The 24,558-nt window shown below is 73.2% G+C and carries 18 protein-coding genes and 1 pseudogene; 9 read left to right on the top strand and 10 right to left on the bottom strand.

What is annotated here, in order from left to right:
- Position 1: 1 nt before the first annotated feature.
- Genes ACWH4W_RS12025 through ACWH4W_RS12010 form a run of 4 tightly spaced genes read right to left on the bottom strand, consistent with a single transcriptional unit; the run spans position 2 to position 5,637 of the window.
- The gene (locus ACWH4W_RS12025) at positions 2 to 649 is read right to left on the bottom strand and encodes a GTP-binding protein (protein WP_473075739.1); all 648 of its coding nucleotides are present in this window, start codon (positions 647 to 649) and stop codon (positions 2 to 4) included.
- A complete protein-coding gene (locus ACWH4W_RS12020) occupies positions 630 to 1,058 on the bottom strand; it encodes a DUF742 domain-containing protein (protein ID WP_473075738.1) in 429 nt (142 codons plus the stop codon). The genes ACWH4W_RS12025 and ACWH4W_RS12020 overlap by 20 nt, the downstream gene beginning before the upstream one ends.
- Positions 1,055 to 1,603 carry a roadblock/LC7 domain-containing protein gene (locus tag ACWH4W_RS12015; RefSeq protein ID WP_473075737.1) on the bottom strand — a complete coding sequence of 183 codons (549 nt, stop codon included), beginning with the start codon at positions 1,601 to 1,603 and terminating at the stop codon, positions 1,055 to 1,057. The genes ACWH4W_RS12020 and ACWH4W_RS12015 overlap by 4 nt, the downstream gene beginning before the upstream one ends.
- On the bottom strand, positions 1,600 to 5,637 hold the full coding sequence (locus ACWH4W_RS12010) for a sensor histidine kinase (protein ID WP_473075736.1): 4,038 nt from the start codon (positions 5,635 to 5,637) through the stop codon (positions 1,600 to 1,602). The genes ACWH4W_RS12015 and ACWH4W_RS12010 overlap by 4 nt, the downstream gene beginning before the upstream one ends.
- Positions 5,638 to 6,044: 407 nt before the next feature.
- Between ACWH4W_RS12010 and ACWH4W_RS12005 the strand changes: the two genes are divergently transcribed.
- Entirely contained in the window at positions 6,045 to 6,824 is a 780-nt protein-coding gene (locus ACWH4W_RS12005) for a hypothetical protein (protein ID WP_473075735.1), read from the top strand.
- Between the two features lie 223 nt (positions 6,825 to 7,047).
- On the opposite strand, the gene ACWH4W_RS12000 is transcribed toward ACWH4W_RS12005, so the two are convergent.
- Positions 7,048 to 7,542, bottom strand: coding sequence for a MarR family winged helix-turn-helix transcriptional regulator (locus ACWH4W_RS12000; protein WP_473075734.1), 495 nt, complete (start codon positions 7,540 to 7,542; stop codon positions 7,048 to 7,050).
- A gap of 228 nt (positions 7,543 to 7,770) precedes the next feature.
- Here ACWH4W_RS12000 and ACWH4W_RS11995 point away from each other — a divergent pair.
- Positions 7,771 to 8,605: pseudogene (locus ACWH4W_RS11995) on the top strand (lysozyme).
- Positions 8,606 to 9,030: 425 nt separating this feature from the next.
- Here ACWH4W_RS11995 and lon read toward each other — a convergent pair.
- Complete coding sequence (gene lon / locus ACWH4W_RS11990) at positions 9,031 to 11,445, bottom strand: endopeptidase La (RefSeq protein ID WP_473075733.1); 2,415 nt, start codon at positions 11,443 to 11,445, stop codon at positions 9,031 to 9,033.
- 150 nt (positions 11,446 to 11,595) lie between these two features.
- Here lon and ACWH4W_RS11985 point away from each other — a divergent pair, with 150 nt between their 5' ends.
- The 7 genes from ACWH4W_RS11985 (at position 11,596) to ACWH4W_RS11955 (ending at position 20,801) form a co-directional block, all read left to right on the top strand.
- Positions 11,596 to 12,285 (top strand): spermine/spermidine synthase domain-containing protein, encoded by a 690-nt coding sequence (locus tag ACWH4W_RS11985; RefSeq protein WP_473075732.1) that lies wholly within the window; start codon positions 11,596 to 11,598, stop codon positions 12,283 to 12,285.
- 125 nt (positions 12,286 to 12,410) lie between these two features.
- Positions 12,411 to 13,151, top strand: a complete 741-nt coding sequence (locus tag ACWH4W_RS11980) for a response regulator transcription factor (RefSeq protein ID WP_473075731.1) — start codon at positions 12,411 to 12,413, stop codon at positions 13,149 to 13,151.
- Positions 13,148 to 14,257 (top strand): sensor histidine kinase, encoded by a 1,110-nt coding sequence (locus tag ACWH4W_RS11975; RefSeq protein ID WP_473075730.1) that lies wholly within the window; start codon positions 13,148 to 13,150, stop codon positions 14,255 to 14,257. The genes ACWH4W_RS11980 and ACWH4W_RS11975 overlap by 4 nt, the downstream gene beginning before the upstream one ends.
- A gap of 291 nt (positions 14,258 to 14,548) precedes the next feature.
- Positions 14,549 to 18,355 carry a multifunctional oxoglutarate decarboxylase/oxoglutarate dehydrogenase thiamine pyrophosphate-binding subunit/dihydrolipoyllysine-residue succinyltransferase subunit gene (locus ACWH4W_RS11970; protein ID WP_473075729.1) on the top strand — a complete coding sequence of 1,269 codons (3,807 nt, stop codon included), beginning with the start codon at positions 14,549 to 14,551 and terminating at the stop codon, positions 18,353 to 18,355.
- Positions 18,356 to 18,443: 88 nt separating this feature from the next.
- Positions 18,444 to 18,626: a DUF6104 family protein gene (locus tag ACWH4W_RS11965; protein ID WP_003961784.1), complete on the top strand. Its 183-nt coding sequence runs from the start codon at positions 18,444 to 18,446 to the stop codon at positions 18,624 to 18,626.
- A gap of 251 nt (positions 18,627 to 18,877) precedes the next feature.
- On the top strand, positions 18,878 to 19,750 hold the full coding sequence (locus ACWH4W_RS11960; RefSeq protein ID WP_473075728.1) for a DUF4097 family beta strand repeat-containing protein: 873 nt from the start codon (positions 18,878 to 18,880) through the stop codon (positions 19,748 to 19,750).
- A 1-nt stretch (position 19,751) separates the two neighbouring features.
- Entirely contained in the window at positions 19,752 to 20,801 is a 1,050-nt protein-coding gene (locus ACWH4W_RS11955; protein ID WP_473075727.1) for a PadR family transcriptional regulator, read from the top strand.
- Positions 20,802 to 20,807: 6 nt separating this feature from the next.
- Here ACWH4W_RS11955 and ACWH4W_RS11950 read toward each other — a convergent pair whose 3' ends face one another.
- From ACWH4W_RS11950 to ACWH4W_RS11935, 4 genes are all read right to left on the bottom strand, one after another.
- Positions 20,808 to 21,368 (bottom strand): Clp protease N-terminal domain-containing protein, encoded by a 561-nt coding sequence (locus ACWH4W_RS11950; RefSeq protein WP_473075726.1) that lies wholly within the window; start codon positions 21,366 to 21,368, stop codon positions 20,808 to 20,810.
- Positions 21,368 to 21,577 carry an HTH domain-containing protein gene (locus ACWH4W_RS11945; protein WP_028959309.1) on the bottom strand — a complete coding sequence of 70 codons (210 nt, stop codon included), beginning with the start codon at positions 21,575 to 21,577 and terminating at the stop codon, positions 21,368 to 21,370. Before ACWH4W_RS11945 ends, ACWH4W_RS11950 begins: the two co-directional genes overlap by 1 nt.
- A 112-nt stretch (positions 21,578 to 21,689) precedes the next feature.
- Complete coding sequence (locus ACWH4W_RS11940) at positions 21,690 to 22,655, bottom strand: zinc-binding dehydrogenase (RefSeq protein WP_473075725.1); 966 nt, start codon at positions 22,653 to 22,655, stop codon at positions 21,690 to 21,692.
- Between the two features lie 151 nt (positions 22,656 to 22,806).
- The gene (locus tag ACWH4W_RS11935; RefSeq protein ID WP_473075724.1) at positions 22,807 to 24,042 is read right to left on the bottom strand and encodes an NAD(P)-dependent malic enzyme; all 1,236 of its coding nucleotides are present in this window, start codon (positions 24,040 to 24,042) and stop codon (positions 22,807 to 22,809) included.
- Between the last annotated feature and the right edge of the window lie 516 nt (positions 24,043 to 24,558).

Raw genomic sequence — 24,558 nt, 5'->3', positions numbered from 1 at the left:
CCTAAGAGGGCTGCTCGGGGGTTTCGTCGAGCGCGTGGCCCACGAGGGTCAAGAGGGTCTCGATGACCGGGATCCGGCGGCGCGCGTCCATGATCATGACAGGTATGTGCGCGGGGATCGCGAGGGCCTCCCGCACGTCCTCCGGGTCGAACCGCTCGCTGCCGTCGAAGTGGTTGACCGCCACGACGTACGGCAGCCCGCAGCTCTCGAAGTAGTCCAGCGCCGGCCAGCAGTCCTTCAGCCGGCGGGTGTCGGCCAGCACGACGGCGCCGATCGCGCCGCGCACCAGGTCGTCCCACATGAACCAGAACCGCTCCTGGCCGGGCGTGCCGAACAGGTACAGCACCAGGTCGTCGTCGAGCGTGATGCGCCCGAAGTCCAGGGCCACGGTGGTGGTCGCCTTGCCCGGCGTGGCGGTGAGGTCGTCGGTGCCCTCGCTCGCCTCGGTCATCAGCGCCTCGGTCCGCAGGGGCGTGATCTCGGAGGCGGTGCCGACGAGGGTGGTCTTGCCGACGCCGAAGCCGCCGGCCACGAGTATCTTCGTGGCGACCGGGGCCCGGGTGGGGTCCGTCTGCCAGGGCAGCAGGGGCTCGTCCTCCTCGGCGAGCGGGGCGACGCCCGGGGCGGCGTCAGAGACGGCGGAGTCCACTCAGCACCCTTTCCAGCAGCGCGCGGTCCGGGCGGCCCGTGCCGTGGCCGGTGCCCGTCCCGTAGACACGGATCTTTCCCTGGTCCGCGAGGTCGCTCAGCAGGACGCGGACCACGCCGAGCGGCATCTTCAGCAGCGCGGCGATCTCGGCCACCGTCCGCAGGCGGCGGCACAGTTCGACGATGGCGTGCGCCTCCGGCATGACCCGGGCGAGACCGCCGGAGGCGAGTTCCCTGCGCTCCTCGGCGGCCTCCAGCCCGGCGGCGCCGGCCGTGGCGCCGACGAACGTCTCCACCAGCAGCACGTGGCCGAAGCGGGTGCGGCCCCCGGTGAGCGAGTAGGGGCGCACCCGGGCGGGCCTGCGGTCACCGCCGCGTACCGGGAGGTGTTTCTTCGGGGGGCGGGTCATCGGGGGCTCCCGGCGGCCTCGTGCTCCCCGCCTCTCGCCGACTCGAGGTTCCTGCGGAGCTCGCCGCGCAGCTCGGGGGTCAGGACGTGGCCGGCGCGGCCCACGAAGAGGGCCATGTGGTACGCCACGACGCTCATGTCGCAGTCCGCCGAGCCGTGCACGCCGAGCAGCGAGCCGTCGCTGATCGACATCACGAAGAGGCTGCCCTCGTCCATGGCGACCATCGTGTGCTTGACGGACCCGTAGTCCATCAGCTTCGAGGCGCCGACGGTGAGGCTGCCGATGCCGGAGACGACGGTGGCCAGGTCGGCGGAGGAGCCGCGCGGGCCGGGCCGCCCCGCTCCCCGTTCGCCGGGTGCCGGTGCGGCGCCGTCCGGGCCGCTGCGGGCCCGGGCGAGCGTCTCGTCGGAGGACAGGAGCAGCAGGCCGTCGGAGGAGACCACCACGACGGACAGGATGCCGGGCACCTCCTCGACGAGGTTCGTCAGCAGCCAGTGCAGGTTGCGGGCCTCACTGCTCAGTCCGAAGGTACTGGGCGCGGTCAACTGCTTGCCTCCTCGACGGTGCCCCCCGTGGCTTCTTCGGTTGCGGCGTCCGTGCCGGACGGCGTCCGGTCCCCGCGGGACGGCTCGGCCGCCCGCTCCGCCTGCGCGTCCCGCCGTCCGGCGTCCGCGCCCCGGCGGAAGCCGCCGAGCCGCCGGCGCAGGGCCTCGGCGTCCACCGACCCCGACCGCGACCGCGGGGGGGCGACCGGCGCGGTGATCTTCGGCGTCCGCTTCGGCAGTCCCTTGGCGGTGACGGGTTCGTCCTCGGCGAGGCCGTCGGCGACCCGCGCGTGCTCGGGCCTGCCGGCGGCGTCACCGGTGACAGGGCGGCCGGGCAGCCCGGCGCGGGACCCCTCCGGGGCGGCGGCGGGTTCGGGGGCGGGGCCCCCGGGTGCCTGTGCCGCTTCGGGTGCGGACCCGCTGCCGTGCGGCCGCGGGCCGGGGACGGGTGCGGGCCCGGGTGCCTGTGCCGCCTCGGGTGCGGACCCGCTGCCGTGCGGCCGCGGGCCGGGGACGGGTGCGTGCCCGGCGCCCGGGCGTACGGCCTCGTCGGCGGGCGGGGCGGTCCCGGCGCCGTGGCCTCCGGCCGCCGTGGGGCGGTCGTCGGACGCCGCGCCCCCGGCCTCCGCCGGGGTACGGCCGTCCGACTGGGCCGGGAGGAACAACTCCATGGTGGTCTCGGCGAGGCGCTCGACGGGGGCCTGCGCCTCCGGCCCGGGGGCGGGGTCGCCCGCGCGGGCCCGGGGGACGTCGTGCGTCCGGGGCTCGTCGGCGGCGGCGTCCCGGTGCGGCTCCGGTGCGGTGTCCGGGAGCGGCACGTCGGAAGCCGTGACCGCGGCCTGGCGCGCCTCCGGCTCCGGGTCGGCGTCCGGGAGGGACGCACCGGCGCCGGGGGCAGCGGGGACATCCTGGCTCGGCTCCGACGCCGGGGCGGCCTCGCCGGGAGCGGGCTCGGCGCCGGCAGCCGAGGTGGCCGCGTGCGGCTCCGGGGCCTGGGGGGTGACGGGGGTGGCCTCGCTGCCGGGGAGCGGTTCCTCGCCGGCACCGGGGGCGGCCGCGTGCGCGGCGGGCGCGTCCGGGGCGCCCGGGGCTCCCGTGCGGGACCGCGTCTCCTCCGCGGCTCCCGGGGCGGCCTCGCCGGAAGTCGATTCCCCGACGACACCGGGGGCGGCCACCTGCACGGTGGGCGTGTCCGGGATACCCGGAGCCGCCGCGCGGGGCCTCGCCTCTTCCCCGGCGTCAGGGGCGGCCTCGCCGGGAGCCGACGCCGTGACGGCACCGGGGGCGGTCGCGTGCGCGGCGGGCGTGTCCGGGGCGCCCGGGGCTCCCGTGCGGGACCGCGTCTCCTCCGCGGCTCCCGGGGCGGCCTCGCCGGAAGTCGATTCCCCGACGGCACCGGGGGCGGCCACCTGCACGGTGGGCGTGTCCGGGATACCCGGAGCCGCCGCGCGGGGCCTCGCCTCTTCCCCGGCGTCAGGGGCGGCCTCGCCGGGAGCCGACGCCGTGACGGCACCGGGGGCGGTCGCGTGCGCGGCGGGCGTGTCCGGGGCGTCCGAGGCGGACTCGCCCTGAGTCCGTTCCCCGGCGGAGTCGGCAGCCGCGTGCGGGGCCGGGGGTTCCTGCTGGGTCACGGCGGCCGGGGCGGCCTCGTCCGGGCCGTGCGGCGTACCGGCGTCCGGCGTCGCCGGGGTGTCCGCGGCGGGCGGCGTCTGCGTCGCGGCCGAGGGCTCCGGGGTCTCCCCCGCCTCCTGCGCACCCCGCGCGGGCGGCGTCTTTGAGGCGGCCGAGCCGGACGTCCCGGCCGCCGCTCGGGCCTCCAGGGCCTTCTCCGCGAGGTCGACCAGCGGGTCACCCGAGGTGCCGCGGCCCCGCAGCTCGTTGGAGTTGGCCTCGGCGTCGGCGCCCGGCAGGGACACCGTGGGGGCGCCGCCGGGGACGGCCGTGGGCGTGGCGGGGGCCAGCAGGGGGTCCGGGAGGACGACCACCGCGGCGATCCCGCCCTGCTTCTGCTTGCGCAGCCGCACCCGCACCCCGTGCCGGTGGGCGAGCCGGGCCACGACGTACAGGCCGAGGCCGAGACCGTCGTCGGACTCCGCGTCGTACGCCGTCTCCGGGTCGAACTCGGACAGCCGGGTGTTGAGCCGCTCCAGCCGGTCCTCGGCCATGCCGATGCCCTCGTCCTGGACGGAGAGCATGACCTCGCCGTTCTCCAGCAGCCAGCCGGAGACCTCGACGGGCCGGTCGGGCGGGGAGAACGAGGTCGCGTTCTCCATGAGTTCGGCGAGCAGGTGGGACAGGTCGTCCGCGGCGAACCCGGCGATGTGCGCGTGCGGCGGCAGCGCGGCGATCCGTACCCGCTCGTACCGCTCGATCTCGCTCACCGCGGCCCGTACGACGTCGACCAGCGGGACCGGGCCCGCGGTCTGCCGGCCGTGCTCGGTGCCGGCGAGGACCAGCAGGTTCTCGCTGTGCCGGCGCATCACCGTGGCGAAGTGGTCGAGCTTGAACAGCGTGGCCAGGCGATCGGGGTCGTCCTCCCGCTGCTCCAGCCCCTCGATGACGCCGAGCTGCCGCTCGACCAGGCCGAGGGTGCGCAGGGCGAGGTTGACGAAGGTGCCGCCGATGCTGTGGCGCATCCGCTCCATGCGGGCGGTGGCCTCGGCGAGTTCGTTGCGCAGCTCCTCGCGGGCGTCGGCCATCTTCTGCCGCTGTCCGACGAGGTGCTTGCGGTCGGCCTCCAGCGTGGCGATCCGCTGGGCGAGTCCGGCGGCGTGCGCGTGCAGGGTGTTGACGGAGCGGACGACCTGCGCGAACTCGTCGTTGCGGCCGGTGAAGGTGACCGGCTCCTCGGCGGCCGGGTCCTCCGCCTCGGCGAGCCGGGCGGAGCCGCGGCGCAGCACCGACAGCGGCCGGGTGAGGGTGCGGGCCATCGCGGTGGCGACGCCGACCGCGAGCAGCATGAGGGCGCCGAGGACGGCGATCCGGATCTCCAGCTCGGTGACGTCCTCGTCGCGGAGCTGGGCGAGGTCCTTGGTGCGCTGGTCGAACAGCGCGGCCTCGACGCCCCGCATCATGTCGATCCGCGCGGTGAGCGCCGCCGCCAGCTTCTGGGTGCCGGTGTCGAGTTCGGAGTCGGAGAGGGTCGGCTTGTCGGTGAGCTTCCCGAGGTACTCCTCGGCGGTGTCCGCCTCGGGGCCGGTGACCGTGGAGTCGTAGGAGGCGCGGGCGGCCTCCGGGGCGGTGTCGCGGAAGCCGGCGAGGGCCGCGTCGGAGCGGACCCGTGCCTGGAGCGCGGCGGCGGTCAGTTCGTCGCGCCGTTCCTCGTCGGCCTCCGACGCGCTGTCGACGGTGACCGGCAGGCCGGTGACCGGGTCGGTCACGGTCTCGGTGGTGCTGGGCACGTTCAGCGCGGCGAGCAGCAGCCCGCGGGTGGCGGCGGCCTGCTGGACGGCCGTGTCCAGCTCGGCGAGCGCGTGGCCGCCGGAGCTCGCGCGGGGCGGGGTCCGGTCGGCGAGCCGGACGGCGAGCCGGTGCAGCTGGGTGATGACGGTGGAGTAGGCCTGGTGCGCCTCCAGCGCGCCGCTCTTGCCGGTGAGGGCGGCGCGGCGTACGGCGGCGACGGCGTCGAGCTCGTCGCGCAGGTCCTGGGAGGTGTCCTCGTCGGCGCGCAGTTCCTCGACCTGGCGGTCCACCCGGGCGCTGTGCTCCTTGGAGGGCGCCTCGGACTCGGGGCGGCCCGCCGCGATGTAGGGGACGACCTCGTCGCGCTCGTCGGCGAGGGAGTGGGCCAGGGTGAGCGCGTCCTCGGTCCGCTCGGCGAGGGTCACCAGTTCCTGGGCGTCGTGCAGCTGCCGGGAGGCCGCCAGCACGGAGGGCGCTCCCGCCCCGGCGATCGCCGCGGCCACCACGGCGACGGCGACGACGAGACGGTTGCGTACGTGGGTGGGGCGGCCCCTGCCGACGGTGGGCGTCTGCTGCGCGTCCCCCGCGAGGGCCGCCTGCTTGTCCTTGCGACGAGGCCGCGTCTTCTGCACCGGTGCTCGCATTCCTGCTCGTGTACCCGTGGGCCCGGGTGACGCTCCGTCAACGGGCGCGGGCGCGTTCCCCGAGCCGCTGGCCGCGCTCGGACAGCGAGGCGCCCCCCACGCTCCCCGACCCTCCCAGTGGCCGTGGACAGTGGATGCGCATCACCTGACCCGCCACTCGAAGGAGTGAACATCGGAGGCGAGTTGAGGAGCAAGTTCCGTTGTGCCCCACGGCGGGCTCCGGTGGCACGCCGGTTGGACGTCTGCGGCGGGCGGTGGCAATATTCGCCGCCACGCCTTCCCCGACCCCTGCATTCCCTCCCAAATCAGGCGCTTGACCTGCGCGCCCGCGGGAGAACGGGCGGTCGTCGCCGGGCCCCGGCGGCCGACGCGGGGAGCTCGTGCAGACTGGCCGGATGCGCACGGAACTCGTCTCGGAACCCGGTGATCCGGGGCGCCCCAACGAGGACTTCGCGAGCGTCGCGCTCCCGGCGTCCGGGCAGGGCGGCGCGCTCGTGGTCCTCGACGGTGTCACGCCGCCGTCGGACGGGGGCGGTTGTCTGCATTCGGTCCCCTGGTTCACCGCCCGGCTGGGCGGCGCGCTGACCGAACTGACCGTTTCCCTCCCGGATGTTCCGCCGGCCGGGCTGCTGTCCCGGGGCATCGCGCGCACGGCCGAGAGCCACGCCGCGATCTGTGACCTTTCTCACCCCCGGACGCCGCAGGCGACGGTGGTGCTGGCCCGCTGGTCACCCGACGCGGTGGACTGTCTCGTGCTGTCCGACTCGGTCCTGCTGGTGGAGTCGCCGGACGGCGCGGTCACGGCGGTCCGGGACGACCGGCTGGACCGGCTGCCCCGTTCGGCCCTGGCCAGCCACACCGTCGTGGACACCACCCTGCGCAACAAGGAGGGCGGCTTCTTCACCGCCGCGGCCGACCCGGCGGTGTCCTCACGCGCCGTCACCGTCTCCCTGCCCCGGGACCGGGTGCGCGCCCTGACGGCGCTGACGGACGGCGCGACCCGCTGGGTGGACCGCTTCGGCGAGGGCGACTGGGCGGACTGCGTGGCCCTGATCCGCCAGGAGGGCGCCCGGAGCCTGGTGAAGCGCGTCCGCGCCCTGGAACGGGGCCGTCCCCCGGGCGGCAAGACCCACGACGACGCGACGGTCGTCCACGTCGAGCTGCCGCCGAGCTGACGACGTCACCCGCACGGCCGACCGGTGAGGCCGCGCCACCCTTGACGCGCCGTGGCCACCGTCGTCCGGGCGGCGGACCCGTCGACGCGAGGCCTCCGCACCGCGGGGGTCCCGCACCGCGGGGGTCCCGCACCGCGGGGGTCCCGCACCGCGGGGGTCCCGCACCGCGGGGGTCCCGCACCGCGGGGGTCCCGCACCGCGGGGGTCCCGCACCGGGGAAGCCCTACCTCTCCATCCCCCGGTTGAGCCGGTGCAGCAGCCGGGCCAGCTCGGCGACCTCCTCCGGGTCCCAGTCGGCGAAGCGGCCGGCGTAGCGGGCGCGGCGGGCCTCGCGGACGCGGCTCACGCGGTGGCGGCCCTCCTCGGTGAGGGTGACGAGCCAGGCGCGGCCGTCTGCGGGATCGGGCTCGCGGCCCACCAGCCCGAGGTCCTCCAGGGCGCGCAGTTGACGCGACATCGTCGCCTTGCCGATGCCGATGTAGGCGGCGAGTTCGGTGGCCCGCTGCCGCCCGCACTCCTCCAGACGGACCAGCAGCCCGTACGCGGACGGCTCGAGGTCGGGGTGGACCTCGCGCGCCATCTCCCCCTGGTTGGCCCGGGCGCGTCGCAGCAGGACCGTCAACTCGCGTTCCAGCGCCAGGAGCGCGGGCTGTTCCGCACCGGACCCGGGTTCCGGCGAGGCGGCGTGCTCCCCGCCGCCGTTTCCGTCTTCGTGCACGTTGGCCCCTGCCTCGGTTTCCCGTTCTGAAAGTTTCCGTCGAGTGGCGGCGTCGTCGCAGCTCCACCAGTATTTCGCAGGCGTAGACCAGCGGCGGTGCGCGGTGCTCGCGCCCGCCGCCGCGGTCGGCGCCCCGCGGTTTCTCCCTCAGGCCCTTACGTGGCATGCCCACCGCATGCGAGGTGGGTCGCCTTCCGGGTTCGTCCCCTGACCGTTCGGAGATGCGTCATGCCTGTGCCCAGATCCCGACCACTCGTCCGCATGCGCGCGCTCGGCGTCGCCGGCGCCGTCCTGCTCGCGCTGCTCGCCCTTCCGCAGGGCGCCGCCGTCGCCGACGGCGCCGCCCCGACCGTCCCGCCGCGCGGCTCCGCCCACATGGGCATGGGCGTCCTCGCCCACGACGGCCGGGCCGGTCTGCCCACCGCCCGCTCCACCCAGACGGAGGGCGTGGACGTCTCCAGCCACCAGGGCGACGTCGCCTGGGCCACCCTGTGGGACAGCGGGGTGCGCTGGGCCTACGCCAAGGCCACGGAGGGCACGTACTACACCAACCCGTACCACCCGCAGCAGTACAACGGCTCCCACGACGTCGGCATGGTCCGCGGCGCCTACCACTTCGCGACGCCCGACACCGCGAGCGGCGCCGCACAGGCCGACTACTTCGTGGACCACGGCGGCGCCTGGTCCGCCGACGGGCGCACCCTGCCCGGCGTCCTGGACATCGAGTGGAACCCGTACGGGGACGCCTGCTACGGCAAGTCGACGAGCGAAATGGTGAGCTGGATCCGCGACTTCCTCGACCGCTACCGCGCCCGTACCGGCCGCGACGCCGTCCTCTACACCGCCACCAAGCTGGTGGAAGCAGTGCACCGGCAATCACGCCGGCTTCGCCGCCGGCACCCCGCTGTGGATCGCCCGGTACGCCTCCACCGTCGGCGAACTGCCCGCCGGCTGGAGCACGTACACGATGTGGCAGTACACCTCGACCGGCCCGGTCGTCGGCGACCACGACCGCTTCAACGGCACCCTCGACCGGGTGCGGGCCTTCGCCGCCGGCGACTGACCCGACGGCCCCGGCGCCGGTGCGACGCCTCGGGCACGGGACGGGCCCGGGCGCCCGGCACGGAAGCGGACCAACGGCCCCGGCGCCTCCGGCACGAGACGGCCCCGGGCACCCGGCACGGAAGCGGACCAACGGCCCCGGCGCCTCCGGCACGAGACGGCCCCGGACGCCCGGCACGGAAGCGGACCAACGGCCCCGGCGCCTCCGGCACGAGACGGCCCCGGGCACCCGGCACGGAAGCGGACCAACGGCCCCGGCGCCTCCGGCACGAGACGGCCCCGGGCGCCCGGCACGGAAGCGGACCAACGGCCCCGGCGCCTCCGGCACGAGACGGCCCCGGGCGCCCGGCGCAGAAGCGGACCGGGCCGGGGAAGGGCCCGGGCCTCCCTCACGGAACCCGGGCCCTCCTCATCCGGCAGCCCCGGTCACGCGGCCACCGGAACCTCCGGCGCCGCCTCGTCGGCGGCCGGGGACAGCGCCAGTTCCAGGACCTGGCGGACGTCGGTGACGGCGTGCACGTCCAGCTTCTCCAGCACCTCCGCCGGGACGTCGTCCAGGTCGGGCTCGTTGCGCTTGGGGATGATCACGGTGGTGACGCCGGCCCGGTGCGCGGCGAGCAGCTTCTGCTTCACCCCGCCGATCGGCAGCACCCGCCCGGTCAGCGACACCTCGCCGGTCATCGCCACGTCCGTGCGGACCAGCCGCCCGGAGAGCAGCGAGGCCAGGGCCGTGGTCATCGTGATGCCCGCGCTCGGGCCGTCCTTGGGCACGGCGCCCGCCGGGAAGTGGATGTGCACGCCCCGGTCCTTCAGGTCGCCCACCGGCAGTTCCAGCTCGGCGCCGTGGCTGCGCAGGAAGCTCAGCGCGATCTGCGCGGACTCCTTCATCACGTCGCCCAGCTGGCCGGTCAGGGTGAGTCCCGCCGCGCCCGTCTCCGGGTCGGCCAGGGACGCCTCGACGTAGAGGACGTCACCGCCGGCGCCGGTCACGGCGAGCCCGGTGGCGACACCGGGCACGGCGGTGCGCCGCTCGGCGGGCTCCTGGGCGGACTCCGGCACGTGGTGCGGCCGTCCGATCAGGTCCCGCAGGTCGCCCTCGGTCACGGTGAACGGCAGTTCCCGCTCGCCCAGTTCGTGCTGGGCCGCCACCTTGCGCAGCAGCCGCGCGATGTACCGCTCCAGGTTGCGCACGCCCGCCTCGCGCGTGTACTCGCCGGCCAGCTTGCGCAGCGCGCCCTCGTCGAGGGTGACCTCGTCGGTGTCCAGACCGGCGCGCTCCAGCTGGCGCGGGAGCAGGTGGTCGCGGGCGATGACGATCTTCTCGTCCTCGGTGTAGCCGTCGAGGCGGACCAGCTCCATGCGGTCGAGCAGGGCCTCCGGGATGGCCTCCAGGACGTTGGCGGTGGCGAGGAAGACCACGTCGGACAGGTCGAGCTCGACCTCCAGGTAGTGGTCCCGGAAGGTGTGGTTCTGCGCCGGGTCGAGGACCTCCAGCAGGGCCGCGGCCGGGTCGCCGCGGAAGTCGGAGCCGACCTTGTCGATCTCGTCGAGCAGGACGACCGGGTTCATCGACCCGGCCTCCTTGACGGCGCGCACGATCCGGCCGGGCAGGGCGCCGACGTAGGTGCGGCGGTGGCCGCGGATCTCCGCCTCGTCGCGGACGCCGCCGAGGGCGACCCGGACGAACGTGCGGCCCATGGCGTGGGCGACGGATTCGCCGAGGCTGGTCTTGCCGACGCCGGGCGGGCCCACCAGGGCCAGCACGGCGCCGCCGCGCCGCCCGCCGACGACGCCCAGGCCCCGGTCGCTGCGCCGCTTGCGCACCGCCAGGTACTCGGTGATGCGCTCCTTCACGTCCTGCAGGCCCGCGTGCTCGGCGTCCAGCACCTGTCGGGCGCCGCGGATGTCGTAGGAGTCCTCGGTGCGCTCGTTCCACGGCATCTCCAGCACCGTGTCGAGCCAGGTGCGGATCCAGGAGCCCTCCGGCGACTGGTCGGAGGCGCGCTCCAGCTTGTCGACCTCCTTGAGCGCGGCCTCGCGGACCTTCTCGGGGAGCTCGGCGGCCTCGACGCGGGCCCGGTAGTCGTCGGACTCCTCGCCCTCCTTCTCGCCGTTCAGCTCGCGCAGCTCCTTGCGGACCGCCTCGAGCTGGCGGCGGAGCAGGAACTCGCGCTGCTGCTTGTCGACGCCCTCCTGGACGTCCTTGGCGATGGTCTCGGCGACGTCCTGCTCGGCGAGGTGGTCGCGCAGCTGCTGGGTGGCGAGCTTCAGCCGGGCCACCGGGTCGGTGGTCTCCAGCAGGGCGACCTTCTGGTCGGTGGTGAGGAACGGCGAGTAGCCGGAGTTGTCGGCGAGGGCGGAGACGTCGTCGATGGCCTGGACCCGGTCCACGACCTGCCAGGCGCCGCGCTTGCGCAGCCAGGCGGTGGCGAGCGCCTTGTACTCCTTGACCAGTTCGGTCACGTGGCCGGGCAGCGGGTCGGGCACGCTCTCGTCGATGCGGACGCCCTCCACCCACAGCGCCGCGCCCGGCCCGGTGGTGCCGGCGCCGATGCGCACCCGCCCCCGGCCGCGGATCAGGGCGCCCGGGTCGCCGTCGGCCAGCCGGCCCACCTGCTCGACCGTGCCCAGCACGCCGGTCCCGGCGTAGGTCCCGTCGACGCGCGGCACCAGCAGCACCCGGGGCTTGCCCGGTTCGTCGCGGGCGGCGGCCTGGGCGGCCTCCACGGCCGCGCGCACCTCGGAGTCGCTCAGGTCCAGCGGAACCACCATCCCCGGCAGCACGACCTCGTCGTCGAGCGGCAGCACGGGCAGGGCGAGCGGTGTGGACTCAGCAGCCATGATCTCCCCTTCGGCAGTCAAGTTGAGCTATGTCGACTCAATGCAGGGGAGCCGCCGAATGTTCCCGGAGTGGCGTTCGCTCTGAGCGATCACCGGGCCGGGCGCCACGGCCCCGGACCGCCGGGACGGGGGACCTGCCAGGATGAACGCATGTCCACCCCGTACGACATTCCCGAAGCTCCAGAAGTCCTGGACCGCCGCGAGGGCCCGTACGGCGAGGTCGCGCTGCGCAGGCACGGCGGTCTGCTGCAGATCATCGCCAACGGCTGCTTCCTGATGGACACCTCCGACGGACGCTCCGAGCGGCTGCTGGTGGACGCCGCCCTGGCCGCCCTGGACCCGGAGGCGGCGGATCCACGGGTGCTGATCGGCGGGCTGGGCGTCGGCTTCTCCCTGGCGCACGCGGCCGGGCAGCCGCGCTGGGGGCGGATCACGGTGGTGGAGCGGGAGCTCGCGATCATCGAGTGGCACCGCACGGGCCCGCTGGCCGAACTCTCCGGCGAGGCGCTCGCCGATCCCCGGACGGAGGTCGTCGAGCAGGACCTGGCGACCTACGTCAAGGAGACGTCCGTCACCTTCGACGCGTTGTGCCTCGACGTCGACAACGGGCCCGACTGGACCGTGGACGAGGGCAACGAGGGGCTGTACACGCCGGACGGACTCGCGGCGTGCGCAAGGGTGTTGAAGCCGCGCGGGGTCCTCGCGGTATGGTCCGCCAAGCCCTCTCCGGAATTCGAGGGAACCTTGCGGAATGCCGGGTTCCGGCAGGTGCGTACCGAAGAGATCCCCGTTGCCCGGGGCGTTCCGGACGTCGTGCACATCGGCGTCCGCCCTGGATAGCAAACCCGTGGCGCGTCCCCGTACGCTGCTGCCCTGGCGCAGATCATCCAAGCGTCGGTCGCAGTGATGCGCAGACGACGGATCACCCCACGGATTCCGGAAAAAGCACACTTCAGGGGCGGGCGATGGAGCAGACACACACCTCCCACAACGGCACGGCGGCGACCACCCCCGGCGCGCAGCGCAGGGTCCTGGTGGTCGAGGACGACGCGACGATCGTGGACGCCATCGCGACCCGCCTGCGCGCCGAGGGATTCCTCGTGCAAACGGCGGGCGACGGCCCCTCCGCGGTCGACACGGCCGAGGCCTGGCAGCCCGACCTGCTGATCCTCGACATCATGCTGCCGGGCTTCGACGGCCTGGAGGTCTGCCGGCGCGTGCAGGCCCAGCGGCCGGTGCCGGTGCTGATGCTCACCGCGCGCGACGACGAGACCGACATGCTGGTGGGCCTCGGCGTCGGCGCCGACGACTACATGACGAAACCGTTCTCCATGCGCGAGCTCGCCGCCCGCGTGCACGTGCTGCTGCGCCGCGTGGAGCGCGCCGCCCTCGCGGCCACCACCCCGCGCAGCGGCATCCTGCGCCTGGGCGAGCTGGAGATCGACCACGCCCAGCGCCGGGTGCGGGTGCGCAGCGAGGACGTCCACCTGACGCCCACCGAGTTCGACCTGCTGGTGTGCCTGGCCAACACTCCGCGCGCGGTCCTCTCCCGCGAGCAGCTGCTCGCCGAGGTCTGGGACTGGGCGGACGCCTCCGGCACCCGGACCGTGGACAGCCACATCAAGGCGCTGCGCCGGAAGATCGGCGCCGAGCGCATCCGCACCGTGCACGGCGTGGGCTACGCCCTGGAGACGCCGACGCCATGAGCGGGGGTCCGGCGCGGCGCGGACAGGGGAAGAAGGATCCGTGGGGCGGTGTGCGCCCGTTCTCGATCAAGACCAAGCTGGGCGCGCTGGTCGTCGTCTCGGTCCTGATCACCACCGGGCTGTCGGTGATCGCCGTGCACACCAAGACGGAGCTGCGCTTCATCACCGTCTTCTCGATGATCGCCACGTTGCTGATCACCCAGTTCGTGGCGCACTCCCTCACCGCTCCGCTGGACGACATGAACGCCGTCGCGCGGTCCATCTCGCACGGCGACTACACCCGCCGGGTGCGCGAGAGCCGCCGGGACGAGCTGGGCGACCTGGCGCAGACGATCAACGTCATGGCCGACGAGCTGGAGGCGCAGGACCGCCAGCGCAAGGAGCTGGTGGCCAACGTCTCGCACGAGCTGCGCACGCCCATCGCGGGACTGCGCGCGGTACTGGAGAACATCGTCGACGGCGTCACCGAGGCCGACCCCGAGACGATGCGCACGGCCCTGAAGCAGACCGAGCGGCTCGGCCGTCTGGTGGAGACGCTGCTGGACCTGTCCCGCCTGGACAACGGCGTGGTGCCGCTGAGGAAGCGCCGCTTCGAGGTGTGGCCGTACCTGTCGGGGGTGCTGAAGGAGGCCAACATGGTCGCCTCCGCCCGCGCGGGCATGGCCTCCGGCTCCGGCAGCCACACCCGTACGGACGTGCATCTGCACCTGGACGTCTCGCCGCCCGAGCTGGTCGCGCACGCCGATCCCGAGCGGATCCACCAGGTGGTCGCCAACCTGATCGACAACGCGGTCAAGCACAGCCCGCCGCACGGCAGGGTGACCGTCCGGGCCCGGCGGGGCCCCGAGCCGGAGTCGCTGGAGCTGGAGGTGCTGGACGAGGGTCCGGGCATCCCGCGCACGGAGTGGCACCGGGTCTTCGAGCGGTTCAACCGCGGCAACGTCAACCGGCCGCACGGCCCCGGCAGCGACGGCGGCACCGGGCTGGGCCTGGCGATCGCCCGCTGGGCCGTGGACCTGCACGGCGGGCGGATCGGGGTGGCGGAATCCGAGCGGGGTTGCCGGATTCTGATCACTCTTCCAGGGCCCTCCGCTCTGCCAAGTTGACGTAAAGTTCGAAGCGGAGCCTCAAGATCCATCTGTGTTCGCCCTGGCGGACACGTGTGATCAGGCACAGACCCGCGCGCGGGGCGCGACGGGCCCTGGTCCAGCGATGCCTGATACCGTCGAAAGAAGCGGAACTTCGCTTGTTTCCCGCCAATTCCAGAGGCGAAACACCCGCCGAGATGTGATGTGCACGACGTTGCACGGGCCCGGCCTGACCTTCTCGCGCGGGGAGGCGTAGCCTTTATTTCCGCTGTCCATCATCTTGCGAAGCGGAAGAGGGCGGTTGACGCCGTGTCGCCACAGTCCCCCAGTAACTCGAGCATCTCGACCGACACCGACCAAGCGGGCAAGAACCCCGCTGCGGCCTTCGGTGCCAACGAATGGCTCGTCGACGAGATCTACCAGCAGTACCTCCAGGACCCGAACTCGGTGGACCGAGCCTGGTGGGACTTCTTCGCCGACTACAAGCCGGGCGCGTCCGCGACCCCGGCTCCGGCGGGTGACGCGGCCGCGGGGGCCGCGGTGACCCCCACCGCTCCGTCCCGGCCGGCCGCGCCCGCGAAGGCCGAGACGCCCGCCCCGGCCGCGAAGCCCGCCGCCGCTCCGGCGGCCGAGGCCCCGGCTCAGGCTCCCGCCAAGGCCCAGGCGCCCGCCCAGCCGAAGAAGCAGGCCGCTCCCGCCGCCAAGCCGGCCCCGGCCGAGAAGGCCGAGCCGGCGGGCGGGGCGAAGAGCGGCCCCGAGCAGGTCACCCTGCGCGGTCCGTCCGCCGCCGTGGCGAAGAACATGGACGCCTCGCTGGAGCTGCCCACGGCCACGTCCGTGCGGGCGGTCCCGGTGAAGCTGCTGTTCGACAACCGCATCGTCATCAACAACCACCTCAAGCGCGCCCGGGGCGGGAAGATCTCCTTCACGCACCTCATCGGCTACGCGATGGTGCAGGCCATCAAGGCCATGCCGGCGATGAACTGGTCGTACGCCAAGGTGGACGGCAAGCCCACCCTGGTCAAGCCGGAGCACGTCAACCTCGGTCTCGCCATCGACCTGGTCAAGCCCAACGGCGACCGCCAGCTCGTCGTCGCGGCGATCAAGAAGGCCGAGACGCTGAACTTCTTCGAGTTCTGGCAGGCCTACGAGGACATCGTCCGTCGCGCCCGCGACAACAAGCTGACGATGGACGACTTCACCGGTGTCACGGTCTCCCTGACCAACCCCGGCGGCCTGGGCACCGTGCACTCCGTGCCGCGCCTCATGCCCGGCCAGTCGGTGATCATGGGCGTCGGCTCCATGGACTACCCGGCGGAGTTCCAGGGCACCTCCCAGGACACCCTGAACAAGCTCGGCATCTCGAAGGTCATGACGCTCACGTCGACCTACGACCACCGGGTGATCCAGGGCGCCGCCTCCGGCGAGTTCCTGCGCCAGGTCGCGAACCTCCTGCTCGGCGAGAACAAGTTCTACGACGAGATCTTCGAGGCCCTGCGCATCCCCTACGAGCCGGTCCGCTGGCTCAAGGACATCGACGCCAGCCACGACGACGACGTCACCAAGGCCGCCCGGGTCTTCGACCTGATCCACTCCTACCGGGTCCGCGGCCACGTCATGGCCGACACCGACCCGCTCGAGTACAAGGTCCGCAAGCACCCCGACCTGGACATCGTCGAGCACGGCCTCACCCTGTGGGACCTGGAGCGCGAGTTCGCCGTCGGCGGCTTCGCCGGCAAGTCGATGATGAAGCTGCGCGACATCCTCGGCGTGCTGCGCGACTCGTACTGCCGCACCACCGGCATCGAGTTCATGCACATCCAGGACCCCAAGCAGCGCAAGTGGATCCAGGACCGCGTGGAGCGCGGCCACACCAAGCCGGAGCGCGAGGAGCAGCTGCGCATCCTGCGCCGGCTGAACGCGGCGGAGGCCTTCGAGACCTTCCTGCAGACCAAGTACGTCGGCCAGAAGCGCTTCTCGCTGGAGGGCGGCGAGTCCGTCATCCCGCTGCTCGACGCGGTGCTGGACTCGGCCGCCGAGTCCCGCCTGGACGAGGTCGTCATCGGCATGGCCCACCGCGGCCGGCTGAACGTCCTCGCCAACATCGTCGGCAAGTCGTACGCGCAGATCTTCCGCGAGTTCGAGGGCAACCTCGACCCGAAGTCGATGCACGGCTCCGGCGACGTGAAGTACCACCTGGGCGCCGAGGGCACCTTCACCGGCCTGGACGGCGAGCAGATCAAGGTCTCGCTGGTCGCCAACCCCTCGCACCTGGAGGCCGTCGACCCGGTCCTCGAGGGCGTCGCCCGCGCCAAGCAGGACATCATCAACAAGGGCGGCACGGACTTCACCGTCCTGCCGGTGGCCATCCACGGCGACGCGGCCTTCGCGGGCCAGGGCGTGGTGGCCGAGACCCTGAACATGTCGCAGCTGCGCGGCTACCGCACCGGCGGCACGGTCCACATCGTCATCAACAACCAGGTCGGCTTCACCGCGGCCCCCGAGTCCTCGCGCTCCTCCATGTACGCGACGGACGTGGCCCGCATGATCGAGGCCCCGATCTTCCACGTGAACGGCGACGACCCGGAGGCGGTCGTGCGCGTCGCGCGCCTGGCCTTCGAGTTCCGCCAGGCGTTCAACAAGGACGTGGTGATCGACCTCATCTGCTACCGCCGCCGCGGTCACAACGAGTCGGACAACCCGGCCTTCACCCAGCCGCTGATGTACGACCTGATCGACAAGAAGCGCTCGGTGCGCAAGCTCTACACCGAGTCCCTCATCGGTCGCGGCGACATCACCCTGGAAGAGGCCGAGCAGGCGCTGCAGGACTACCAGGGCCAGCTCGAGAAGGTCTTCACGGAGGTCCGCGAGGCCACCTCGCAGCCGACCGCGGTCGCCCCGGCCGACCCGCAGGCCGAGTTCCCGGTCGCCGTGAACACCGCGGTGAGCACGGAGATCGTGAAGCGGATCGCCGAGTCGCAGGTGAACATCCCCGACCACATCACCGTCCACCCGCGCCTGCTGCCGCAGCTGCAGCGCCGGGCGGCGATGGTCGAGGACGGCACCATCGACTGGGGCATGGGCGAGACCCTCGCCTTCGGCTCACTGCTCCTCGAGGGCGTCCCGGTCCGGCTCGCCGGCCAGGACTCCCAGCGCGGCACCTTCGGCCAGCGCCACGCGGTCATCATCGACCGTGAGACGGGCGAGGAGTACACGCCGCTGCAGTACCTCTCCGAGGACCAGGCGCGGCTGAACGTCTACAACTCCCTGCTGTCCGAGTACGCGGCCATGGGCTTCGAGTACGGCTACTCGCTGGCCCGCCCGGACGCGCTCGTGCTGTGGGAGGCGCAGTTCGGCGACTTCGTCAACGGCGCGCAGACGGTCGTGGACGAGTTCATCTCGTCGGCCGAGCAGAAGTGGAACCAGACCTCCGGTGTGGTCCTGCTCCTCCCGCACGGCTACGAGGGCCAGGGCCCGGACCACTCCTCGGCCCGCCCGGAGCGCTTCCTGCAGCTCTGCGCCCAGAACAACATGACGGTCGCCATGCCGACCTCGCCGTCGAACTACTTCCACCTCCTGCGGTGGCAGGTGCACAACCCGCACCACAAGCCGCTGGTGGTCTTCACCCCGAAGTCGATGCTGCGCCTGAAGGCCGCCGCGTCGAAGGCGGAGGAGTTCACCACGGGCCAGTTCCGCCCGGTCATCGGCGACGACACGGTCGACCCGGCCGGTGTGAAGAAGGTCGTCTTCTGCGCCGGCAAGGTCTACTACGACCTGGTCGCCGAGCGGAAGAAGCGCGGCGCGGACGACACGGCGATCATCCGCATCGAGCGCCTGTACCCGCTGCCGGGCGCCGAGCTCCAGGCGGAGATCAAGAAGTACCCGAACGCCGAGAAGTACCTGTGGGCGCAGGAGGAGCCGGCGAACCAGGGTGCCTGGCCGTTCATCGCGCTCAACCTGATCGACCACCTGGACCTGGCGGTCGGCGCCGACCTGCCGCACGCCGAGCGTCTGCGCCGCATCTCGCGGCCGCACAGCTCGTCCCCGGCGGTCGGTTCCGCCAAGCGCCACCAGGCCGAGCAGGAGCAGCTCGTGCGCGAGGTCTTCGAGGCCTGACCGGCGCGAAGACGCGGTGACCGAGCGGGCCGCACCCCCTCCCCGGGGGTGCGGCCCGCCCCGTTCTCCGCCCCATATCCTTGACCTCATGTACTTCACGGACCGTGGCATCGAGGAACTGGAGAAGCGGCGCGGCGAGGAGGAGGTCACCTTCGAGTGGCTCGCGGAGCAGCTCCGCACCTTCGTCGACCTCAACCCCGACTTCGAGGTCCCGGTGGAGCGCCTGGCGACCTGGCTGGCCCGCCTGGACGACGAGGACGAGGACGAGTGAGCCGCGCCCGTCCGTGCCTCCGAGCGGGCACGGACGGGCGCGACGGCGCTCCGTAGGCGCCGGGCCGCACCTCCGCCCCCTTGCGCACCTCCCCCCATCGCGCACCTCCCCCCATCGCGAACCCGAGGCACCGTTCACCAGAACGAGTGCCTTGACTTTCATGCGCCGCGATATATCGTGAATCGAGTAATACGCGATATGACGCAACGCATGCCCGCACCGGGAGCACATCCGCGATCAGGAGGCCGTCCATGCCCGAGTGGTCCGTGAAGGACACGACAGACCTCACCTTCGACGCCCCCCTGACCCGCCTCAACGTCCGCCTCGTCAACGGCACGGTGAACGTCGTGGGGACCGACGAGGACGAGGCCCGCCTCCAGGTCTCCGACGTGGAGGGCCCGCCCCTGGTGGTGACGCAGGAGGACGGCGTCCTGACCGTCGCCTACGACGACCTCCCCTGGAAGGGCTTCCTCACCTGGCTGGACGGCAAGGGCTGGCGCCGCAGCGCGGTGGTCTCCCTCGCCGTCCCCGCGCGGACCCGCGTGGAGGTCGGCGTCGTCGGGGCCGGCGCCGTCGTCTCGGGCATCCGGGGCCCCGCCGCGGTGAAGGGCGTCGCGGGCGACACCACCCTGGTGCGCCTCTCGGGGCCCGTCCGCGCGGACACCGTCTCCGGCAGCGTGGAGGCCCAGTCCGTGACCGGCGACCTCCGCTTCGCCTCCGTCTCCGGCGACCTCACCGTCGTCGAGGGTTCCGGCCCCTCCGTCCGGGCGGACACCGTCAGCGGCTCGCTGATCGTGGACCTGGACCCCGAGGGCCCCACCGACGTCCGGCTGACCAGCGTCTCGGGCGAGATCGCGGTCCGGCTGCCCGACCCGGCGGACGCCGAGGTGGAGGCCAACACGGCCAGCGGCGCCATCTCCAACGCCTTCGACGACCTGCGGGTCCAGGGGATGTGGGGCGCCCACAAGCTCACCGGCCGCCTGGGCGCGGGCAGCGGCACCCTGCGGGCCACCACCGTCTCCGGCTCCATCGCCCTGCTGCGCCGCCCGCCCCGGGAGGACGAGCCGGACCGGCGCGGCGGCCCGGAGGACAATGCCGGTACGACCGACAAGAAGGTGCTCTGACATGCCCCCCGTCTTCGCCCACGGACGCCTCCGCCTCTACCTGCTGAAGCTGCTCGACGAGGCCCCCCGGCACGGCTACGAGGTGATCCGCCTCCTCGAGGAGCGCTTCCAGGGGCTGTACGCGCCGTCCGCGGGCACGGTCTACCCCCGTCTGGCCAAGCTGGAGGCGGAGGGGCTGGTCACCCACACCACCGAGGGCGGCCGCAAGGTCTACTCGATCACCGACGCCGGCCGCGCCGAGCTGGCCGACCGCAGCGGCGAGCTGGCCGACCTGGAGCTGGAGATCCGCGAGTCGGTCGCCGAGCTCGCCGCCGAGATACGGGCCGACGTCAGCGGCGCGGCGGGCGACCTGCGCCGCGAGATGCGCGCCGAGGCCGGCCGGGCCCGGCAGTCGCGGGGCGGTGGCGCGTCCGGCGGCAAGGAGGCCCCCTTCGGCGACTTCGGCCTCGGCGACTTCTCGGTGTTCGGCGACAAGGACGCCTGGCGCGCCGCCAAGGAGGAGATGCGCCGCGCCAAGCAGGAGTGGAAGGAGCAGGCCCGGCGCGCCAAGGACGAGAGCCGGCGCTCCCGCGAGGAGGCCCAGCGCGCCCGCCGCCAGGCCAAGGAGGCCCAGGACCGGGCACAGGAGCAGGTGCAGCGCCTCGTCCGGCAGGTCCAGGAGCAGGTGCAGGGCCACTTCGCCCGCGGCGACTGGCCGTCCGGACTCCGCGAGGGCCTGGGCGAACTGGTCAAGGAGATGGGCGAGTTCGGCAAGGACTTCCCCTTCGGCCGCACGGATTCCGGGAAGGCGGCGGACTCCCGTCCGTCGTACTCCACGACCCCCGAGGACTTCCCGGCCGACTACGCCCCCTCCTGGGGCCACGCGAGCGCGGCGGAGTCCACCGGCGACCCGGCACGCGACCTGGAGCGGCTGCTGGACCGCTTCCGGGACGACGTCCGGGACGCCGCGCGGGACCACGGGGTCACCGAGGAACAGCTCCGCGACGCCCGTGGGCACCTGTCGGAGGCGGCGGCCCGTATCAGGGCGCTGCTGCGGGCGCCGAAGCCCTGAGCCCCGTCAGCCCGCCTTGGCCTCGCCGTCGCCGTGGAGCACACGAGTGACCGACGCGTGGGTCACGCCGTGGTCGGCGAGGACCTCGGCGGGCACACCGGGGCGGGCGGTGAGGGCGAGGAGCAGGTGCTCGTCGCCGATGTGGCGGTGGCCGCGGGCGGTGGCGGTGCGCAGCGCCCCGGTCAGGACGTCCTTGGCCGTCCGGTCGAAGGGCCGGTGCCCCCGCCACCGGGTGCGGGGCCGCTCCCCCGACAGGGCCCCGGGGCCGTGCGCCTCCTCCACCCGGGCGACGATCTCCGGCACGTCGATGCCCAGTCCGGCGAGGGCGTCGGTCTCGGCCTGGGTGAGCCCGCCCCGCCGTCGCGCCCGCTCCAGGGCCTCCCGTACCGGCTCGCGGCGCTCGTCGAGCCCCAGGGCGGTCAGGGCGAAGGAGGCGCGGCTGCCCTCCCGGTCGAGCAGGGCGAGGAGCAGGTGCTCCGCGCCGACGCGGGCCGCTCCCACCCGTTCGGCCTGGGCGACGGCCTCCTTGACCACGTCCCGGGCGTCCTTGGTGAACCGCTCGAACATCAATGCCTCCCGTACTTCTTGTGCACGGCCTGCCTGCTGACCCCGAGTTCGGTGGCGATCTCCTGCCACGACCAGCCGTGGTTGCGCGCGTTGCGCACCTGCACGGCCTCCAGTTGCTCGAGCAGCTTGCGCAGCGCGGCGACGGCCCGCAGGCCGACCCGCGGGTCGCGGTCGCCCGCCCGCTCGGCGAGATCGGTTGCCTCAGTCATGATGTCAACGTACGTTGACACGCCGATTACGTCAACCCTAGTTGACAAAACCGCGGCCGGCCCGGAGAACCGGACCGGCCGCAGGGGTGCCGCGGGAGGGAGGCGAGCCGCGTCAGGGGTTGGTGAGCACGATCTTCCCGAACAGCTCGCCTGACGCCATCCGTTCGAAGCCCTCACGGGCCCGGTCCAGAGGCAGCACCTCGTCGATGACGGGCCGCACCCCGGTCGCGGCGCAGAAGGACAGCAGGTCCTCCAGCTCGTCCTTGGTGCCCATCGTCGACCCCACGATCTTCAGCTCCAGGAAGAAGACGCGGGTCAGCTCGGCGTGCGAGGGCCGGTCACCGCTGGTGGCTCCGGAGATCACCAGCGTGCCGCCGGGGCGCAGCGACTTCACCGAGTGGGACCAGGTGGCCGCCCCCACGGTCTCGATCACCGCGTCGACCCGCTGCGGCAGCCGCGCGCCGGGCTCCACGGCCTCCACCGCGCCCAGCTCCAGCGCCCGCTTGCGCTTGGCCTCGTCCCGGCTGGTGGCGAAGACCCGCAGCCCCGCCGCCTTGCCGAGCACGATCGCGGCGGTCGCGACACCGCCGCCGGCGCCCTGCACCAGCACCGCGTCACCGGGCCGCACGCCGGCGTTGGTGAACAGCATCCGGTAGGCGGTCAGCCAGGCCGTGGGCAGGCAGGCCGCCTCCTCGAAGGACAGCTCCCTGGGCTTGGGCAGGATGTTCCAGGCGGGCACGGAGACCTGTTCGGCGAAGGTGCCCTGGTAGCGCTCGGTCAGGATGGAGCGGGGCTCCTTCGGGCCCACGCCGTGACCGGTCTGGCCGATCACCGAGTGCAGGACGACCTCGTTGCCGTCCTCGTCGACACCGGCTGCGTCGCAGCCGAGGATCATCGGCAGCTTGTCCTCCGCGAGGCCGACGCCGCGCAGGGACCAGAGGTCGTGGTGGTTGAGGGAGGCGGCCTTGACCGTGACGGTGCTCCAGCCCGGCCGGGACTCGGGAGCGGGTCGCTCTCCCGACTCCAGTCCCGTGAGCGGCTGGTCGCGATCGATTCGGGCGGCGTAGACAGCGAACATGACCTCGACGATAGGTTCCGCGTCCCGCCGAAGGAACCGTGCCCGGCTGTGACACACGCCCTCTTGCGCCGGACCGGGCCCCGCTCGCGGTGCGGCCCCGGACATGCGTGAGCCCCGTCCACGGCCTGGACGGGGCCCCTCACACGTGCGCTCAGCGCCGGGCGACGCCCTCGGCCCGGGCGGCCGCGGCCACCGCCGCCGTCACCGCGGGGGCGACCCGCTCGTCGAACGGGGACGGGATGACGTAGTCGGCGGCGAGGTCGTCGCCGACGACGGAGGCCAGCGCCTCGGCCGCGGCGAGCTTCATGCCCTCGGTGATCCGGGAGGCCCGCACCTGGAGCGCGCCCGCGAAGATGCCGGGGAACGCCAGGACGTTGTTGATCTGGTTCGGGAAGTCCGACCGGCCGGTGGCCACGACGGCCGCGTACCTGTGCGCGACCTCCGGGTGCACCTCCGGGTTCGGGTTGGCCATGGCGAAGACGAACGCGCCCTCGGCCATCGACGCCACCGCGGGCTCGGGGACCGTGCCGCCGGAGACGCCGATGAAGACGTCGGCGCCCGCCAGCGCGGACTCCAGCGTGCCGGAGACGCCGGCCTTGTTGGTGAACGACGCCAGCTCGGCCTTGACCGGCGTGAGGTCCTCGCGGTCCCGCGAGACGACACCCCTGCGGTCGGCCACCGCGACGTCCCCGATGCCGGCCTCGACCAGCATCCTGGCGATCGCGACACCCGCCGCGCCCGCGCCGGAGATCACCGCCCGCAGCTCGCCCAGCGGACGCCCGCTGAGCCGCGCCGCGTTCCGCAGCGCCGCGAGCGTCACCACGGCCGTGCCGTGCTGGTCGTCGTGGAAGACCGGGATGTCCAGGCGCTCCTGGAGCCGCCGCTCGATCTCGAAGCACCGCGGCGCCGAGATGTCCTCGAGGTTCACCCCGCCGAAGGACGGGGCGAGCCGGACCACGGTCTCGACGATCTCGTCGACGTCGGTGCAGTCCAGTGCGAGGGGGACCGCGTCCACACCGCCGAACTGCTTGAAGAGGATGGCCTTGCCCTCCATGACCGGGAGGGAGGCCTCGGGCCCGATGTCGCCGAGCCCGAGCACGGCCGTGCCGTCCGTCACGACGGCGACGACCGAGGACTTCCACGTGTAGTCGTGGACCAGCTCCGGCTGCTCGGCGATCGCGCTGCACACCTTCGCGACGCCGGGCGTGTACGCCAGGGACAGGTCGTCCTTGTCGCGGACCGGCACGGTGGCCTGCACGGCCATCTTGCCGCCGCGGTGCAGCGCGAACGCCGGGTCGAAGGACTCCAGGGGCTCCGCCCCGCCGTCCTGCTCGGAAGCGTCCCGGTTCTCGCTGTCGCTGCGAGGATTGACAATCTCCGCTGCCACTTGGTTTTACCCCTTAAGTGTTCATGGTTTGAGGGTTGCCACTCCTGGTGAGGAGCGGGCGGGACCGCGCCGGGCCCGGAGGGGTTGATACGTACGGGCCGAACGCGACGGGCGCGCCGCACACGCGCCCTGAGCCCCGGATGAGGGGTGTGAAGAACCTTCTTACCGGACGGACGCCGTCGGCGACGAGTCCATAACGCGAAGGTCACATGCCGACGCCATGAATCTTCGTCCGATATCAGGACAAGACCCGGACGAAGTCTCAGCAAACCCTCAAGTGGAGCGCGGACTCGGCGGGTCGTCCGCCCAATGGGCGTATTAGTGAAGATCTTGCGGCCGGAATTAAGGATTCCCGAAGAGTCTTCGGTCGCGATGTACCGGAGTGGTCGGGTTGGAGAACCCTCCGTTATCCGATTTTGACATCACAGGCCCCCTGAACGGCCCAATCCGAATGGCAAGATGCGGTAATCACACGAGGTCGCGGCACTCGAAGGTGTGTGCCTCCGTCGACCCCGC

This window comes from Streptomyces sp. DSM 120436 (genome assembly GCF_055778765.1).
Note: the sequence above shows the minus strand (reverse complement) of the source record. Positions and strands in the feature narration are given on the sequence as shown.

Bases quoted from the DNA above. Each gene is read 5' to 3' on its own strand.
- ACWH4W_RS12020 (WP_473075738.1), bottom strand. From the start codon at position 1,058: ATGACCCGCCCCCCGAAGAAACACCTCCCGGTACGCGGCGGTGACCGC.
- ACWH4W_RS12005 (WP_473075735.1), top strand. From the start codon at position 6,045: ATGCGCACGGAACTCGTCTCGGAACCCGGTGATCCGGGGCGCCCCAAC.
- lon (WP_473075733.1), bottom strand. From the start codon at position 11,445: ATGGCTGCTGAGTCCACACCGCTCGCCCTGCCCGTGCTGCCGCTCGAC.
- ACWH4W_RS11985 (WP_473075732.1), top strand. From the start codon at position 11,596: ATGTCCACCCCGTACGACATTCCCGAAGCTCCAGAAGTCCTGGACCGC.
- ACWH4W_RS11980 (WP_473075731.1), top strand. From the start codon at position 12,411: ATGGAGCAGACACACACCTCCCACAACGGCACGGCGGCGACCACCCCC.
- ACWH4W_RS11975 (WP_473075730.1), top strand. From the start codon at position 13,148: ATGAGCGGGGGTCCGGCGCGGCGCGGACAGGGGAAGAAGGATCCGTGG.
- ACWH4W_RS11965 (WP_003961784.1), top strand. From the start codon at position 18,444: ATGTACTTCACGGACCGTGGCATCGAGGAACTGGAGAAGCGGCGCGGC.
- ACWH4W_RS11960 (WP_473075728.1), top strand. From the start codon at position 18,878: ATGCCCGAGTGGTCCGTGAAGGACACGACAGACCTCACCTTCGACGCC.
- ACWH4W_RS11955 (WP_473075727.1), top strand. From the start codon at position 19,752: ATGCCCCCCGTCTTCGCCCACGGACGCCTCCGCCTCTACCTGCTGAAG.
- ACWH4W_RS11950 (WP_473075726.1), bottom strand. From the start codon at position 21,368: ATGTTCGAGCGGTTCACCAAGGACGCCCGGGACGTGGTCAAGGAGGCC.
- ACWH4W_RS11945 (WP_028959309.1), bottom strand. From the start codon at position 21,577: ATGACTGAGGCAACCGATCTCGCCGAGCGGGCGGGCGACCGCGACCCG.
- ACWH4W_RS11940 (WP_473075725.1), bottom strand. From the start codon at position 22,655: ATGTTCGCTGTCTACGCCGCCCGAATCGATCGCGACCAGCCGCTCACG.